The organism is Streptomyces sp. NPDC091279, from assembly GCF_044757465.1.
GTDB lineage: Bacteria > Actinomycetota > Actinomycetes > Streptomycetales > Streptomycetaceae > Streptomyces.
The window spans coordinates 1-15427 of record NZ_JBIVVA010000009.1; the positions used below are offsets into that span (position 1 = coordinate 1).

The following is a 15427-nucleotide window of genomic DNA, read 5'->3' on the forward strand; positions in this document are numbered from 1 at the left end:
CTCGCCCTCGCCACCGCGATCTGGCACAACTGGCACACCGGAGCCACAGTCAAACGCTCACTCATCGCCTACGACCACTGAAAACATCGGACTCACTCATCTAGGCCTCGGGGACGACCCGGCGCCGGTAGACCTCGACGACCCCGTCGAGGGAGTCGGCCAGGTAGACCCGGAGCATCGTCTCGGCCTCGTCGCGCCGCCCCTCCAGGAGCGTTCGGTGGAGTTCCTGGTTGCGCCGGAGGTAGGGCGCGTGGAGGCGCTCGGGGTCGTCGACGACGTGGAAGGCGAGGCGGAGTTCGGCGAAGACGCTGCGCATCAGCTCGTCCGTGCGGGCGCTTCCGGCCAGGGCCACGAGTTCCCGGTGGAAGTGGATGTTGGCGGTACCCACCGTTTTCCAGTCACCTTCGTGGGCGGCCCGCTGCCCCTCCTCGACGGCCTCCAGGAGCGCGTCCAGGGCGTAGGGCGGCTCGCCGAGCCCGCGCACCACGGCGCACTCGACGAGGCTGCGCAGCCGGTAGATGTCTTCGACGTCCCGCACCGTCAGGACCCGCACGAACACGCCCCGGTTCAGCTCGTGGACGAGCAGCCGCTCGTGCGTGAGCAGCCGGAACGCCTCGCGCAGCGTGTTGCGGGAGACCCCGAGGGCGCCTCCGATGCTGTCCTCCGAGAGGCGGGTGCCGGGCGGGAAGAAGCCGTCGGCGATCCGGCTCCGGAGGATGTCCGAAACCCGTTCGGCGGTGCTGGTGCGCCCCAGCAGGGCGCGGTCGTCGGCCAGGTCGGTCAGCTGCTCTGCCATGCCCGGAATTCAATCGCAGACATCAGAACGAAACAACAGGGGTATTGAAGGATCGTTCAACGATCCTCTACCTTGCTGTGCATCGGCCGGTCCGGCGGCGTTGCCCCTCCTCGCCCCCTCGCCCCCTCGCCCCCTCACCCCCACGCCTCCACGCCTCCACGCCGCCACCGACCCCGGCAGGACCCGGCTCACCGTCCCCACCAGCACCGTTCGTTCCTTCCTCTGCGAGGTGCACATGAGCACGCCAACCCCGCTGTCCCCCGGAACCCCGACCGCGACGACCGAATCCGCCCCCGACGACGGGGCATTGGGCTGGCTGCGCGCCCTCGGGCCGCGCGGCCGACGCGCCTTCGCGGGGGCGTTCGGCGGCTATGCCCTGGATTCGTACGACTACTTCACCCTGCCGTTGAGCATGGTCGCGCTCTCCGCGTACTTCGGCCTGGACAGCGGCCAGACCGGTCTGTTCACCACCGTCACCCTGGTGGTGTCGGCGGTCGGCGGCGCCCTCGCGGGGGTGCTCGCGGACCGGATCGGCCGGGTCAGGGCCCTCATGATCACGGTGATCACCTACGCGGTCTCCACCGTGGCCTGCGGTTTCGCCCCCACCTACGAGACGCTGTTGGTCTTCCGCGCCCTTCAGGGGCTCGGTTTCGGCGGCGAGTGGGCCGTCGGCGCGATCCTGGTCGCCGAGTACGCGAGCGCGAAACACCGGGGCCGCACCCTGGGCGCCGTCCAGAGTTCCTGGGCGATCGGCTGGGCGCTGGCCGCGCTCGTGTACACGCTGGTCTTCTCGTTCCTCGGCGCCGACCTGGCCTGGCGGGTGATGTTCTGGACCGGCGCGCTGCCCGCGCTGCTGGTGATCTGGATGCGACGGCACGTGCGCGACGCCCCCGAGGCCGCCGCCGTCCGTGAACGCAGCGCCGAGAAAGGGCGGTTCACGGCGATCTTCAGGCCGGGCCTGCTGCGCGTGACCGTCTTCGCGTCGCTGCTGTCGACCGGCGTCCAGGGCGGCTACTACACGCTCGCCACCTGGGTGCCGACGTACCTGAAGGGCGAGCGCGGTCTCTCGGTCGTCGGGACCGGCGGCTATCTGACGTTCCTGATCTCGGGCGCGTTCACCGGCTACCTCACCGGCGGCCATCTCACCGACCGGCTGGGCCGGCGGCGCACCATCTGGCTGTTCGCCCTGCTGTCGGCCCTGTGCATCCTGGCCTACGCCCACATACCGGCCGGCTCGGACACCCTCCTCCTGGTGCTGGGGTTCCCGCTCGGGTTCTGCATGTCGGCGATCTTCAGCGGCTTCGGCGCGTATCTGAGCGAGCTGTATCCGACCGCGGTGCGCGGCACCGGACAGGGCTTCACCTACAACACCGGCCGCGCCGTGGGCGCCGTCTTCCCGACCACCGTCGGCTTCCTGGCCGACAGTTGGGGCGTGGGCGGGGCGCTCGTGTTCGGGGCGCTCGGGTACGGCATCGCGGCCCTGGCGCTGCTGGGGCTGCCGGAGACCCGCGGAAAGGACCTCGCGTGAACGGTGTCGAGGACCTCCCGGTGACCGTCGTCGAGAAGCACGCGCACGCGTGGAGCCCGAGAACCGCCCGGACCCGCTTCCGGGAAGGGCTCACGGGGCCGACCGCGGGGGTCGCCGCGGGCCACACCCAGGTCAACCTGATCGCGGTGCCCGCCGACTGGGCGTACGACATGCTGCTGTTCTGCCAGCGCAACCCGAAGCCCTGCCCGGTGCTCGACGTCACGGACGCGGGTGACGTCCGGACGGTCCTCGCGGACGGCGCCGACCTCCGCACCGACCTGCCGCGCTACCGGGTGTGGCGGGACGGCGAGCTGGTGGCGGAGCCGACCGACGTGCGCGCGCACTGGCGCGCGGACCTGGTGTCGTTCCTGATCGGGTGCAGTTTCACCTTCGAGTGGGCGCTGACCGACGCGGGCGTGCCGATGCGCCATGTCGAGCAGGGCCGCAACGTCCCGATGTACGTGACCGACCGGCCGTGCAGGCCCGCCGGGCGGCTGCACGGCCCCCTGGTGGTGTCCATGCGCCCGGTGCCGCCCGGCAAGTTGGCGGCGGCGATCCGGGAGACCAGCCTGCTCCCGGCGGTCCACGGCGGCCCCGTGCACTGCGGCGACCCCGCAGGGCTCGGCATCGCCGACCTCGGGCGCCCGGACTTCGGCGACCCGGTGACCGCCGACGCGGACGACATCCCGGTGTTCTGGGCGTGCGGGGTGACGCCGCAGGCCGCGGTGATGGCGTCCCGGCCGCCGTTCGCGATCACCCACGCGCCGGGGCAGATGTTCCTGACCGACGCCCGCGACGAGCAGTACCGCGTGGCCTGAGTGGAAACATGGGGAGTATGACCTCCATCGACCTGAACGCCGACCTCGGCGAGGGCTTCGGCCGCTGGCGGCTGACCGACGACGAAGGGCTCCTGTCCGTCGTCACCAGCGCCAACGTGGCCTGCGGATTCCACGCCGGGGACGCGGCCACCATGCGCCGCGTGTGCGCCCTCGCGGCCGAACGGGGGGTGCGGATCGGCGCCCAGGTCTCCTACCGGGACCTGGCCGGGTTCGGGCGGCGCGCGATGGACGTACCGGCCGCGGAACTCAGCGCCGAGATCGCCTACCAGATCGGTGCCCTGGAGGTCTTCGCGCGCGCGGCGGGCACGCGCGTGGCGTACGTGAAACCGCACGGCGCGCTCTACAACCGCGTCGTCCATGACGCGGAGCAGGCCGCGGCGGTCGTCGACGGCGTCCGGCTCGCCGATGCCGCCCTGCCCGTCCTGGGCCTGCCCGGCTCCCGCCTGCTCGACCTGGCGCGGCGGGCGGGGCTGCCGGCCGTGCCGGAGGCGTTCGCGGACCGCGCGTACACCGACGAGGGCACATTGGTGCCGCGCGGCCAGGACGGCGCCGTCGTGACCGATCCGGCGGTGGTGGTGGAACGTTCGCTGGGCCTGGCCCGCTCCGGCATGGTCACCTCGCTGTCCGGGGCGCGCGTGGAGGTACGCGCGCGTTCGCTGTGCCTGCACGGCGACACGCCGGGCGCGGTCGAGCTGGCCCGGCTGGTCCGGGACCGGCTGCGGGAGGCGGGCGTGCGGGTGGAGGCGTTCGTATGAGGGCGCTGCGGGTGGGTGTCGACGCCCTGCTCGTCGAGGTGGCGTCGGGCGAGGAGGCGCGCGCCCTGCACGCCGATCTGCTGCGTCGCCGCGCGGAGGGCGCCCTGTCGGTCCGGGAGATCGTCCCGGCGGCCCGCACGGTCCTCCTCGACGGTCTGGCCGACCCCGCCCGGCTGGCGTCCGAGCTGACCGCCGCCGAGGTGCCGCCCGCGCCGCCCCGCGCGCGGGAGGCGGTCGAGATCCCGGTCCGCTACGACGGCCCCGACCTCGCCGACGTCGCCGCGCTGTGGGGCGTCACGGAGGGCGAGGTGGCCCGGGTCCACGCGGACACCGAGTTCACCGTCGCGTTCTGCGGGTTCGCGCCCGGTTTCGGCTACCTCACCGGTCTGCCGCCGCGCTACGACGTGCCGCGCCGGGCCACGCCGCGTACCGCCGTGCCGGCCGGTGCGGTGGGGCTCGCGGGGCCGTACACGGGCGTGTACCCGCGTTCCTCGCCGGGCGGCTGGCAGTTGATCGGGCGCACGGACGCCGTGCTGTGGGACCACACGCGCGTACCGGCCGCGTTGTTGTCGCCGGGTACGCGCGTGCGTTTCGTCGAGGTGGGGTCCTCATGACGGACCGTGCGCTGGTCGTCGTCCGCGCGGGGGCGCTGACCACGGTGCAGGACCGGGGCCGCCCGGGCCACGCCCACCTCGGCGTGCCGCGCTCGGGCGCGCTCGACGGTCCTGCGGCCGCGCTCGTCAACAGGCTGGTGGGCAATTCACCCGGATCGGCGGTTCTGGAGACCACGGTCAACGGCTGTGCCCTGCGCCCCCGTTCGACGGTCACCGTGGCCGTGGGAGGCGCCCCCTGCCCGGTCACCGTGGACGGCAGACCGGCCGCGTGGGGCGCCCCGGTGCGGGTCCCCGCCGACGCGCTCCTGGAGGTCGGCGCCGCCGTCCGGGGTGTCCGCAGCTATGTGGCCGTCTCCGGCGGGGTCGCCGTCGAACCGGTGCTGGGCAGCCGCTCCACCGACCTGCTCTCCGGGCTCGGCCCGCCGCCCCTGGCCAACGGCACGATCCTGCCCCTGGGCCGCCCCGGCACTCCGCACGCACGCGTGGACGTCGCTCCCCAGCCGGCCCCGCCGACCGAGCTGATCCTGCGGGTGACGCCGGGCCCGCGCGACGACTGGTTCACCCCGGCCGCCCTGCACACGTTCGCCACGCGCGCGTACCGCGTGTCCGCGTCGAGCAACCGCATCGGCCTGCGCACGGAGGGCCCCGCGCTGGAACGGGCCATGACAGGCGAACTCCCCAGCGAGGGCATGGTCCTGGGCGCGATCCAGGTCCCCCCGGACGGCAGACCGGTGGTGTTCCTCGCCGACCACCCGACGACCGGCGGCTACCCGGTGATCGCGGTGGCCCACCCCGAAGACCTCCCAGCAGCGGCCCAGGCGACACCGGGCACCCCGATCAGATTCGTCAGGAGTGGCAGCTGAGGGCTCCCGAGGAGGCCTGCCGAGGGGGCGGGGTGTGCGGGGCGGGGTGCTGCGGGCGGGGGATCTCCCGCCAAAGGACGCCAGCCTCAGCGGAGGACCGCACCCGCAGCAGCCCGCGCAACGGCATCGGCAGCGGCCCTCGCACCAGCATCAGCGGCGGCAGTGGCCCCCACACCCGCACCGAGGCATACACCGGGGCCCCTCCCAGAAACAGGAACCCGAACGCCGCTCGAACGTCACCCGCCACGCAACGACGGCCCATGGCCTCGCCCACGCGACCCGCTCTGCCGCCCCCTGCCCCCACTCCCCGTCCACCCAACGCCCCCAGCCCCACGTCACCCCCGCACGCCCCTCCCCGCCCCCCTCAAGCCACCTCCCGCCGCTCCCCCGGCGTCAACGCGGCCAACGCTGCCGAGACGGCTGCCGAGGCCCGCACATCGAGGCGGGCGCTGGTGCCGCGCGCGTGGTGGCGCAGCTCGTCGGCGGCGAGGCTGAGGAGTTGGGGCAACAGGTCGGTGCAGCGCCGGGCCACCCAGGCGGTACCAGCGGTGGCCAGCCACCACAGGCTCGCCGACCTGGTCGGCGCCGGGAACTCGGGTTCCGCCGAAGGCGTCGGCCCGCCCGCGAGGCCGGTCTCCGCCAGCAGCGCGTGGAAACGGAGGGCGAGTTGCCGGTGCCCGCGTTCGGCGGGGTGCAGCCGGTCCGCGCTCCACATCGCGCGGTGGCTCAGCCAGGCGCCCTCCGCCGCGTGCAGGTGAACGGCGCCGTACCGCGCGGAGAGCGCGTGGACGACGGCGTTGACCGCCCGTTGCCGTCGGGCCAGCGGGCGCGCCAGGGTGCCCGGCAGCCCCAGCATCGCGCCGGGGTCCGGCAGACACGCCGTGAGCAGTACCGCGCCCTGCCGGGTGAACGCGCCGTACACCTCGTCGAGTCGGGCGGCCACGGCGTGGATGTCGAAGGTGCAGCGCAGGGTGTCGTTGACGCCGATGACGACGGAGACGAGGTCGGGCCGCAGCGCGAGGCCGGCCGGCGTCTGCTGCTCCAGCACCTCCCGCGTCTGCGCCCCGCTGACGGCGAGATTGACGAACTCGACGCCGCCTCGGCCTCCCGAAGCGCAGGCGGCCGCCCCACCGCAGGACCCACGAGCCGCCGGACCACCCGCCGCCACAGCCCCGCAGCCCCCACGAACCCGGCCTACACCTGCCGCAGACCCACCGCCGACCGAGCCACCCGCAACGACCCCACCGAACCCGCAGACCCCCCGGTCACCCTCCCCACCCGCTCCGACTCCACGCACCACCTCACGTGCCGTAGAACCACCCACCCCCGGAACCCGCTCCCCAACCCCACCCCCGCACCCCGACCGAACCTCACCGCCCCCGCAAGCCCCCGGGGCACGGTCGGCACCTGCCACGAACCCGCGACCGGCCGCACCACCCCCACCGATCTCACCAGCCGCCGGACCCCACGCACCCCCTTCACCGCCCCCGCAGTCCGCCCGTTCAGCGTCAACTCCACGACCCGCCGAACCACTCACAGCACCCGCAGCCCCGACAGCACCGCACCCGCACACCCCCCAGCCGCTGCCCCCGAACTCCCCAACCCCGCAGGCCACTTCCGCACCCGCGCCCTCAACTCCCCCACCCGCACCGGCGCCTCCCTCGCACTCGCAACTCCCGGACGCGGGACGGCCGTTCCTCCCGAGTCCCTCCGCCAGCAGGGCGGCCCAGCCGCGCCACCCCTCCCCCACCGGGTCTCCGACCCCCTCGGTCAGCGAGTCGCCCAGCGCCACGAACCGCACGGGTCTCATGCCGCGTCACCCGGGGGCGTCCCCGGCACCGCTCCCAGTACCGGCACGGGCCCCCGCCCCACCCCGCCCGCCTCGTGCGCCGCGAGGAACCCCTCGACGGCCGCGTCCCAGCCGAAGCACTCCGCACGCGCGCGTGCCGCGTCCCGGCGGTCCTGCTCGGGGAGGGCGAGGAGCAGCTCGACGGCGTCGGCGAAGGCCTCGCCGTGGTCGGCGGCGACCGCACCGGCGGAGCCGATGATCTCGGGGAGCGCGGACGACGTGCTGACCACGACCGGGGTCGCGCAGGCCATGGCCTCCAGCGCGGCGAGCCCGAAGGTCTCGGCGGGTCCCGGCGCCAGGCACACGTCGGCGGAGGCCTGGAGCGCGCCCAGTTCGGCGCGGTCGGAGACATGGCCCAGGAAGGTGACGGGCAACCCGCGTTCCCGCGCGCGTTGTTCGAGCCTGGGGCGCAGCGGCCCGTCCCCGGCGACGACGAGCACGGCCCGTCGGCCGCGTCGCAGCAGCGCCTCCAGGGCGTCGAGGGCGGTGCCGGGTCGTTTCTCCACGGAGAGCCGGGTGCAGGTCACCAGGAGCGTCTGGTCCGGCCGCGCGTACCGGTCGCGCAGCCCCGGGTCGCGCAGCGAGGGGTGCCGGGCCACCAGGTCGACGCCGAGCGGAGCCCGGACGACGTTGCGGGCACCGATGCGCACGAACTCCCGTTCGGCGAACTCGGTGGTGCACACCACGCGCGCGTAGGTGTGCGCCGTGCGGACGTTGAGGGCGTCGGCGGCGCGGCGGGCGGCGGCCTCGGACAGGCCCCAGGTGCGCAGGACGCCGTCGGCGGTCTCGTGGGAGACCATCACAGCGGGCACCCGGGCGCGCCGCGCCCACTTGCCGGTCCACCTCAGAGTCGTTCGGTCGGAGACCTCCAGGCGGTCGGGGGCCAGCTCCTCCAGGGTCTGGGCGACCCGGCGCCGGTCGGTCAGGACGCGGTAGCCGCCGGTGCCGGGGAGCAGGGGGCCCGGCAGGGTGATGACGCGGCCCTGTTCGGTGTCGCGGTCGTCGGCGCGGGCGCCGGGGATGATCAGGACGGGGTCGTGCCCGGCCTGCTTGAAGCCCTTGCCGAGTTCGCGCAGGGCGGTGCGCAGACCGCCGGAGGAGGGGGCGACGAAGTTGGCGAGGCGGACGATCCGCAGCCCGGTCATGCGGCCACCGCCGTCCGGCGCGCGGCGCGCACGTTCTCGTAGTGGCCGATCAGCTGGTCGCCGATGGCGGCCCAGGTGCGGCCCTCGACGGTGATCCGCGCGGTGGCGCCGAACGTGGCCCGGCGTTCGGCGTCGGCGGCCAGGTCGGCCACCGCGTCCCGCACGGCGTCGGCGTCGTGCGGCGTGACCAGCAGTCCGGTGCGCCCGTGGGCGACCAGGTCGAGGGGGCCGCCGGCGGCCGGGGCGACGACGGGCACGCCGCTCGCCATGGCCTCCTGCACCGTCTGGCAGAACGTCTCGAAGGGCCCGGTGTGGGCGAAGACGTCCAGGGAGGCGAAGATCCGGGCGAGTTCGTCGCCGGTGCGGCGGCCGAGGAAGACCGCGCCGGGCAACGTCTGGCGCAGGCTGGGCAGGCTGGGTCCGTCGCCGGTGATGACGACGCGGACGCCGGGCAGATCGCAGACGCCGGCCAGCAGTTCGACCTGCTTCTCGGGGGCGAGCCGGCCGACGTAGCCGACGAGCAGTTCGCCGTGGGGGGCGAGTTCCCGGCGCAGCGCCTCGTCGCGCAGTTCGGGGCGGAAGCGGGCGGTGTCCACGCCGCGCTGCCACAGCCGCACCCGGGGTACGCCGTGGGTCTCCAGGTCGTGCAGGGCGGCGCTGGACGGGGCGAGGGTGAGGTCGGCGGCGGAGTGGACGGCACGGATGCGGCGCCAGGCGGCGGCCTCTCCGGCGCCCATGTAGGTGCGGGCGTACCCGGCGAGGTCGGTCTGGTAGACGGCGACGGCGGGGATGCCGAGGCGGGCGGCGGCGGCCATGCCGCGGACGCCGAGGACGAAGGGGCTGGCCAGGTGGACGACGTCCGGGCGGTGCTCGATGAGCGTCGCGGCGAGGCGACGGCTGGGCAGGGCTACCCGCACCTGCGGGTAGCCGGGGAGCGGGAGGGAGGGGACGTGCACGACGCGGCACGGAGCGGACGCGTCGGGCCGCTGTCCCGGCGCGGGGGCCGGGGCGACGACGACGGGGTCGTGACCGCGCGCCACGAGGTGCCGGGCGGTCTGGAGCGCGCAGTGGGCCACGCCGTTCACGTCGGGGGGAAAGGATTCGGTCACGATGACGACACGCATAAGGGTGTTCTCGCCGCGCTGGACGTGGCCGCGTCAACGTGGATCTTTCCGGCCGGGGAACGTCCCGTGAGCGTTCCCCCGCACCCCCGGGCGGGTCAGGAGGTGTCCATGCCCTCCTGGCCCGCGCGTCGCCGGGTGTTCATCCGGCGGGCGGGCCGGTGCCCGGGGCCGGCTGTGCGCGGGGTCAGGCGGTGAGCCCGTCGGGGCCGATGCGGCTGCGGACGGCGGTCTGCACCTCGTCCTCCTCGGCCGGGTCGGCGGCCAGCCTGCGCAGCTGTTCGACGACCCGGGTGTCGCCGGTCTCGGCGTGCCGGGCGGCGATCTCGCGGGTGGTCTCCTCGCAGTCCCAGAGGCACTCGACGGCGAACCCGGCCGCGAAGAACGGGTCGGTGGCGGCCAGCGCGCGGGCGGCGCGGCCCCGCAGGTGCGAGGAGGCGGTCTCCCGGTAGATGTGGCGCAGGACGGGGGCGGCGCAGACGATGCCGAGCCGGCCGGTGCCGTCGACGAGGGTGAACAGGGTCGGCGCGTCGGGTCCCTCGCCCCGCACGGCCTCGCGCAGGGCGCCCAGGACCAGGTCCCGGTCCTCGACGCCGCCCCGGCAGGCGAGCATCCGTCCGGCGGCGGCGCCGAGCGGGTCGGGCCGGTGGGCCCAGCCGCGGGCCCGGTCGACGGCGGCGACACTGCGCATCCGTTCGAAGGCGTCGACGGCGGCGTCCACGACCACCGGGGTCCCGGTGCGCACGGCCGCTTCGATCAGGTCGAGGGCGGCGGAGTCGTTGCCGTCGGCGAGATAGCGCAGCGCGGTGCAGCGGGCGCCGTCGGTGCCGTCCTGGGCGGCGTTCAGGATCTCGGGCCGGTCCTCGGGCCCGGCGACGGCGACGAGGCAGCGGGCGGCGGGGACGTGCAGGGCGGCGCCCCGGTCCATGCCCTGCTGGGCCCACTCGAACACGGCCTGGACGCTCCAGCCGGGCCGGGGTCCGGTGGGGCGCATCTGGCGCTGCCAGCGGTCGAAGCAGCCGGTCTCCCGCGCGGCACGCACCCGGGCGGCGATCGAGGGGCGCGGGTCGTCCGCCCACAGTCGCCAGGGCCGGGGTTCGAAGGCGTCCCGTACGGCGACGGCGAGCGCGGCCTCCCCCTCGGCGTCGGTGGCGAACCGGGCCAGCGTGGGCGCGGCCAGGGCGCGCAGCCCGGCGTCGTCGTCGCGCAGCGCCAGTTCGTCCAGGGCCCAGGCCCAGTTGGAGCCGGTGGCGGCGTAGCGGCGCAGCAGGGCGAGCGCGTCGCGCCTGCCGTAGGAGGCGAGGTGGCCGAGGACGGCGAGGGAGAGCCCGGTGCGGGACTCCTCGCTGTCGAAGATGTCCTCGACGTCGAAGAGGTGGGCCTCGATCTCGTCCAGCTCGCCATGGAGGTCGAGGTAGAGACGGGCGTAGTAGAGGGAGCGGTTCTCCACCTGCCAGTCGTGGCGGGGATCGCGGAGCACGCAGTGGTTCAGTGCCGTGAGCGCTTCGGCTCGCGGTGCGGTGAGCGCGTGCAGCGTGCCGTCGCCACGGCCCCTCTGGAGGAGGCCGAGCAGGGTTCCGCTGGGCGCTATGACCGGATCGAACATGGGAAACAGCCTCACATCAAGCGTCGACGCAACCGGGGAACACGCACTACCTGGCCGCGTGCCAACACGTCGGGGCGCCCGCCGTCTCTTGCTTGCTGTAGACCATCTTCCTCTGCCTCTCGTCGGTGGCCCATACGGACCGAGTCACGGTCCGCGCGGTGCGGCATCACCTGCCCAGCCATCACGTCCATGAATCACGACGTCATGATGACTCGGCAGTTCGACCTGCCGCGACCGAAATACCGGCGGCCTGTTACCGCCTCCCCCGTTTGTTGTGTTTTTGCTGGTCAGAACGTGCGTGTCAGTGTGCGCCGAACAATTCGAGCAGGTCCGTCTTGCCGAACATCCGGGCCGTGTCGACGGCCGAGGGAGTGCCCGCGGCGGGGTCGGCGCCGCCCTCCAGGAGGGCCTTGATGACCTCCGTCTCGCCCTTGAAGACGGCGCCCGCGATCGGGGTCTGGCCCCGGTCGTTGATGTGGTCGGCGGCGCCGCCCTTGGCGAGCAGCGCGCGGACCGCGTCGGCGTGCCCGTGGTAGGCGGCGAGCATCACGAGGCTGTCGCCGCGGTCGTTGGTGAGGTTGGCCGGAACGCCCGCGTCGACGTACGCCACGAGCGCCTCGGTCTGTCCCTGCCGGGCCAGATCGAAGATCTTGGTCGCCAGCTCCACGACCTCGGGGTCGGGGGCTTCAGTCATCGGCCGGACCGCCTCTCATACAACCGTTCAGGTGAATCGCCAGGGTACTGGCTCCGCGGCACATGACCCGAAGTGCCGGAGGTAAAGATCGCCAAAGACCCGGTCGGACGCAAACTCCCTGCTCAACCCGCTCGGACAGCTCCACCAACCGAGGGAAATTCAGCGAAATTCACTCGATTGCACCTTTTATCCTATAGATACATTCTGTGAGCCTGGAAGTACTCATGGTGACTGTCCCCCGCGAACCAGGAGAACCCACATGATCCTCTCCATCTCAGGCGTCGTCCTTCTCGGCATCATCGTCTTCCTCTTCTTCCGCAAGGACGGGCTGAAGGCATCGCATGCCATGGTGTCGGCCCTGTTCGGCTTCTACCTGGCGAGCACGGCGATCGCCCCGAGCATCAAGGCGGGCGGCGAGAGCCTGGCGAGCCTGCTCGGCGGCATCAAGTTCTGATCCGGCCCGTCCCGTCCGCACGCACCGTCAGGAGACCGCCGTGGCCCGGCGCCCCCTTCCCCGCATCCTGAGCACAGGCAGCGCGCAGATCGCCCGGAGCCGGGAGCTGGCCCGGACGGCGGCCGACAGCGCCACCGACGTCCTCCACCCGTTGATCACGATCACGCGCGGTCTGCGCCGGCTGTCCGCCGTCGGGCGGCGCAGATGGGCCGAGACCCCCAAGGACCGGCGCGGGCCGCTGCTGTTCCTGGCGGCCTCCGTGGTCCTGGTCGTGGCGCTCGCGCCGTACGGGCCGCTGCTCGCCGTCATGACCCTGATGGCGGCGGCGGCCTGGCACGGCCGGGACCGCGTGGCGCCGCCCCCCGAGGGCCCCGACGAGGCACAGACCAAGCGCCTCGGCGCGCTCTACGAGGCCCTGATCCCCTACTTCTCGGACCCCGACGACCCCGCCCCGCTCTACGCCCACGGCGGCGCGTGGGAAAAGGCCTTCCCCGCCCACGAGTTCGACGGCTCGGGCCGTTTCGCCCACCTCACCCTCCGCTACCCGGCGTACTTCCCGGACGGCGAGCCCGCCGAGCGCGCCCGTGTCGAGCAGCTCCTGCACGCCAAGTCGGGGCGTGGCCGCGAGTACCACTTCGCCTGGGACGAGGAGGGCAACCAGCTCTCCGTCACCGTCCTCGCCCCGCTGCCCACCGACATCGCCGCCCAGCGTTTCGTCACGGCACCCGGCGAGACGGTCCTCGGCTTCACCGACCCCACCGAGGTCCCGCGCACGCTCCCGCTCACCCACGGCGAGGAACGACGTGACGTCTCGCCGGTGCTCTGGCGCACCGGCGTCCGCTCGACCGAGCCGCATCTGCTGGTCATGGGCCGTCCCGGCAGCGGCACCTCGACCCTGCTGCGCTCCCTCGCCCTCCAGGCCCTGCGCCACGGCGACGTGGTGATCCTCGAAGGCGGCGCCACCGGCGAGTTCGCCTGCCTGACCGGACGGGACGGCGTCCTCGCCGTGGAGTGCGGTCTCACCGGGGCGCTGGCCAGCCTGGAGTGGGCGACGCACGAGACGGAACGCCGGCTCGTCGCGCTCAACCGCGCCCGGCAGGCCGGCCATCCACCGCCGGACGACGCCAGGCGCCCGCTGTGGATTCTGCTGGACCGGCCGAGCGCCTTCAGCCACCTGGCGGCCACCGAGGGCCGCCCGGACCCGCAGTCCCTCCTCCAGGTCCCGCTGCGGCACGGCCGCGCAGCAGGCGTGACGGTGGTGGTGGCCGACCAGTTCGACAGCGCGGACACTCTCAGCGACCCGGTACGCCAGCACACCCACGCCCGGGTCGTGCTCGGCCCGGCCTCAGCCGACCAGGTGACGGCGGTGCTCGGGGCCCCGCCGCACACCACACCGGCCGCGCATGTCCCGCCGGGCCGCGGTTACGCCCGCCTCGGCTCGGGACCGGTACTGCGCCTCCAGGTCCCGGCGACCCCGGACCCCTACGACGACACGACCAGCGACCCGGACCGGCAGGCGGTACTGGCCCTACTGCCACCCCGCTCGAACCCGGCCGCCACCGAGAGCACGGGGCAGCTCCCCATGGAAATGGCGGTCGAGAGCTAGGCCGACCCCGGCGCCGCGGACGTTCAGGCCACGATCGTCCGCGGCGCCTCGCCCGTCCCCGACGCGCCCGTCGCCACCAGCCGGGCAGCGGCCGCCAGCCGTACGGCGGCCTCCTCCGCGACCGCGCCGCTCACCGTGAACGGCAGCCGCACATACCCCTCGAAGGCGCCGTCCACCCCGAACCTCGGCCCCGACGGCACCCGCACCCCGACCCGCTCCCCCACCTCCGCGAGCCGCGAGCCGGACAGCCCCCCGGTGCGCACCCACAGCGTGAGCCCGCCCCGGGGCACCTCGAACTCCCAGTCGGGCAACGCCCGTCGCACGGCCGGGATCAGGGCGTCCCGGTTCTCCCGGGCCTGCGCGCGCCGGACCGCGACCGCCTGCTCCCAGCCCCCGGTGCCGAACAGCCAGTTCACGGCCAGCTGTTCGAGCACCGGCGTGCCCAGGTCGGCGTACGCGCGCGCGGCGACCAGGCTGCGCACGACGTCCGGTGCCGCACGCACCCAGCCGATCCGCATCCCGGCCCAGAACGCCTTGCTGGCCGAGCCGACGGTGATCACGGTGGACCCGGCCGGGTCGAAGGCGCACACCGGGCGCGGCATCTCGACGTCGTCGTCGAGCCACAGTTCGCTCATCGTCTCGTCGGCCACCAGGACCGTGCCAGCCGAGCGGGCCGCCTCCACCAGACCGCGCCGCTGGTCCTCGTCGGCGAGGGCGCCGGTCGGATTGTGGAAGTCGGCGACGACATAGGCCAGTCGGGGCGCCGCGTCCCGGAAGACCTGACGCCAGCGGTCCAGGTCCCAGCCGGCCAGCCCCTCGGCCATCGCGACGGGCACCAGCCGGGCCCCGCCCTCCCGCATCAGCTGGAGGATGTTGGCGTAGGACGGCGACTCGACGGCGATGCGCTCGCCGCGTCCGGCGAAGAGATGGCAGATCGCGTCGATCGCGCCCATCGCGCCGGTGGTCACCATGATCTGCTCGGGCATGGTGGCGATGCCGCGCGCGGTGTACCGCTCGGCGATCATCGCGCGCAGCGCGGGCAGCCCGGCCGGGTAGTCGCCGTGCGTGCGGGCGTAGGGGGGCAGCTCCGCCAGGGCCCCCTGGACGGCGCGGGTCAGCCAGGGTTCGGGGGCGGGCAGCGCCGCGTGGCCCAGGTCGATCATCGAGCCGAGCGCCTCGGGCGGCAGCGGTTCGAGGCCCCGCGCGGGCAACGGGTTCCCGGCCGGCACCGTCGTCCAACTGCCCGCGCCGCGCCGGGACTCCAGGAACCCTTCGGTGCGCAGCGCCTCGTAGGCGGCGGCGACCGTGGTGCGGCTGACCGAGAGGGCGAGGGCGAGTTCGCGTTCGGCGGGCAGCCGGGCGGCGACGGGCACCCGCCCTTCGAGGACCAGCAGCCGGATGCCGTCGGCCAGCGCCCGGTAGGCGGGCGGCCGTCGGGTGCCGGGCCCGGCCGGTCGGTCCTGCTGCGAGCTGAGCAGCCGGCCGAGCTGCGCGGCACCCATCGCCGAAGTCCACTGCGTCATGGAAATCAGTCCACCTTCCTCGAATTGGCCATGG

The 15427-nt window shown here is 74.2% G+C and carries 14 protein-coding genes; 7 read left to right on the forward strand and 7 right to left on the reverse strand.

Annotated features, from left to right (window positions below; all coding sequences use genetic code 11):
* Nucleotides 1-100: 100 nt before the first annotated feature.
* Nucleotides 101-796 (reverse strand): GntR family transcriptional regulator, encoded by a 696-nt coding sequence (locus ACIQOU_RS22630; RefSeq protein WP_401538611.1) that lies wholly within the window; start codon nt 794-796, stop codon nt 101-103.
* 235 nt (nt 797-1031) lie between these two features.
* Here ACIQOU_RS22630 and ACIQOU_RS22635 point away from each other — a divergent pair, with 235 nt between their 5' ends.
* Genes ACIQOU_RS22635 through ACIQOU_RS22655 form a run of 5 tightly spaced genes read left to right on the forward strand, consistent with a single transcriptional unit; the run spans nt 1032 to nt 5395 of the window.
* Nucleotides 1032-2324, forward strand: coding sequence for an MFS transporter (locus tag ACIQOU_RS22635; RefSeq protein WP_401538612.1), 1293 nt, complete (start codon nt 1032-1034; stop codon nt 2322-2324).
* Nucleotides 2321-3142 (forward strand): putative hydro-lyase, encoded by an 822-nt coding sequence (locus tag ACIQOU_RS22640; RefSeq protein WP_401538613.1) that lies wholly within the window; start codon nt 2321-2323, stop codon nt 3140-3142. Before ACIQOU_RS22635 ends, ACIQOU_RS22640 begins: the two co-directional genes overlap by 4 nt.
* A gap of 17 nt (nt 3143-3159) precedes the next feature.
* A complete protein-coding gene (locus ACIQOU_RS22645; RefSeq protein WP_401538614.1) occupies nt 3160-3918 on the forward strand; it encodes a LamB/YcsF family protein in 759 nt (252 codons plus the stop codon).
* Nucleotides 3915-4532 carry a 5-oxoprolinase subunit PxpB gene (gene pxpB, locus ACIQOU_RS22650; protein ID WP_401538615.1) on the forward strand — a complete coding sequence of 206 codons (618 nt, stop codon included), beginning with the start codon at nt 3915-3917 and terminating at the stop codon, nt 4530-4532. The genes ACIQOU_RS22645 and pxpB overlap by 4 nt, the downstream gene beginning before the upstream one ends.
* Nucleotides 4529-5395: a biotin-dependent carboxyltransferase family protein gene (locus ACIQOU_RS22655; RefSeq protein ID WP_401538616.1), complete on the forward strand. Its 867-nt coding sequence runs from the start codon at nt 4529-4531 to the stop codon at nt 5393-5395. Before pxpB ends, ACIQOU_RS22655 begins: the two co-directional genes overlap by 4 nt.
* 364 nt (nt 5396-5759) lie before the next feature.
* Here ACIQOU_RS22655 and ACIQOU_RS22660 read toward each other — a convergent pair whose 3' ends face one another.
* From ACIQOU_RS22660 to ACIQOU_RS22680, 5 genes are all read right to left on the reverse strand, one after another.
* Nucleotides 5760-6563, reverse strand: coding sequence for an SGNH/GDSL hydrolase family protein (locus tag ACIQOU_RS22660; RefSeq protein WP_401538617.1), 804 nt, complete (start codon nt 6561-6563; stop codon nt 5760-5762).
* 638 nt (nt 6564-7201) lie between these two features.
* Nucleotides 7202-8389 (reverse strand): glycosyltransferase, encoded by a 1188-nt coding sequence (locus ACIQOU_RS22665; protein WP_401538618.1) that lies wholly within the window; start codon nt 8387-8389, stop codon nt 7202-7204.
* Nucleotides 8386-9513: a glycosyltransferase family 4 protein gene (locus tag ACIQOU_RS22670; protein ID WP_401538619.1), complete on the reverse strand. Its 1128-nt coding sequence runs from the start codon at nt 9511-9513 to the stop codon at nt 8386-8388. The genes ACIQOU_RS22665 and ACIQOU_RS22670 overlap by 4 nt, the downstream gene beginning before the upstream one ends.
* 184 nt (nt 9514-9697) lie before the next feature.
* The gene (locus ACIQOU_RS22675; RefSeq protein ID WP_401538620.1) at nt 9698-11116 is read right to left on the reverse strand and encodes a HEAT repeat domain-containing protein; all 1419 of its coding nucleotides are present in this window, start codon (nt 11114-11116) and stop codon (nt 9698-9700) included.
* A gap of 301 nt (nt 11117-11417) precedes the next feature.
* On the reverse strand, nt 11418-11810 hold the full coding sequence (locus tag ACIQOU_RS22680; RefSeq protein WP_401538621.1) for an ankyrin repeat domain-containing protein: 393 nt from the start codon (nt 11808-11810) through the stop codon (nt 11418-11420).
* A gap of 259 nt (nt 11811-12069) precedes the next feature.
* Here ACIQOU_RS22680 and ACIQOU_RS22685 point away from each other — a divergent pair, with 259 nt between their 5' ends.
* Both ACIQOU_RS22685 and ACIQOU_RS22690 read left to right on the forward strand, forming a co-directional pair.
* The gene (locus ACIQOU_RS22685) at nt 12070-12264 is read left to right on the forward strand and encodes a hypothetical protein (RefSeq protein WP_037742059.1); all 195 of its coding nucleotides are present in this window, start codon (nt 12070-12072) and stop codon (nt 12262-12264) included.
* 40 nt (nt 12265-12304) lie between these two features.
* Nucleotides 12305-13870, forward strand: a complete 1566-nt coding sequence (locus ACIQOU_RS22690; protein ID WP_401538622.1) for a hypothetical protein — start codon at nt 12305-12307, stop codon at nt 13868-13870.
* Between the two features lie 23 nt (nt 13871-13893).
* Here the strand turns inward: ACIQOU_RS22690 and ACIQOU_RS22695 are convergent, their stop codons facing one another.
* On the reverse strand, nt 13894-15393 hold the full coding sequence (locus ACIQOU_RS22695) for a PLP-dependent aminotransferase family protein (protein WP_401538623.1): 1500 nt from the start codon (nt 15391-15393) through the stop codon (nt 13894-13896).
* Nucleotides 15394-15427: the final 34 nt, after the last annotated feature.

What these genes read in the sequence shown, in the direction of transcription:
- ACIQOU_RS22655 (WP_401538616.1), top strand. Translation starts at nt 4,529, where the DNA reads ATGACGGACCGTGCGCTGGTCGTCGTCCGCGCGGGGGCGCTGACCACG.
- ACIQOU_RS22645 (WP_401538614.1), top strand. Translation starts at nt 3,160, where the DNA reads ATGACCTCCATCGACCTGAACGCCGACCTCGGCGAGGGCTTCGGCCGC.
- ACIQOU_RS22670 (WP_401538619.1), bottom strand. Translation starts at nt 9,513, where the DNA reads ATGCGTGTCGTCATCGTGACCGAATCCTTTCCCCCCGACGTGAACGGC.
- ACIQOU_RS22675 (WP_401538620.1), bottom strand. Translation starts at nt 11,116, where the DNA reads ATGTTCGATCCGGTCATAGCGCCCAGCGGAACCCTGCTCGGCCTCCTC.
- ACIQOU_RS22695 (WP_401538623.1), bottom strand. Translation starts at nt 15,393, where the DNA reads ATGACGCAGTGGACTTCGGCGATGGGTGCCGCGCAGCTCGGCCGGCTG.
- ACIQOU_RS22665 (WP_401538618.1), bottom strand. Translation starts at nt 8,389, where the DNA reads ATGACCGGGCTGCGGATCGTCCGCCTCGCCAACTTCGTCGCCCCCTCC.
- ACIQOU_RS22630 (WP_401538611.1), bottom strand. Translation starts at nt 796, where the DNA reads ATGGCAGAGCAGCTGACCGACCTGGCCGACGACCGCGCCCTGCTGGGG.
- pxpB (WP_401538615.1), top strand. Translation starts at nt 3,915, where the DNA reads ATGAGGGCGCTGCGGGTGGGTGTCGACGCCCTGCTCGTCGAGGTGGCG.
- ACIQOU_RS22680 (WP_401538621.1), bottom strand. Translation starts at nt 11,810, where the DNA reads ATGACTGAAGCCCCCGACCCCGAGGTCGTGGAGCTGGCGACCAAGATC.
- ACIQOU_RS22685 (WP_037742059.1), top strand. Translation starts at nt 12,070, where the DNA reads ATGATCCTCTCCATCTCAGGCGTCGTCCTTCTCGGCATCATCGTCTTC.
- ACIQOU_RS22635 (WP_401538612.1), top strand. Translation starts at nt 1,032, where the DNA reads ATGAGCACGCCAACCCCGCTGTCCCCCGGAACCCCGACCGCGACGACC.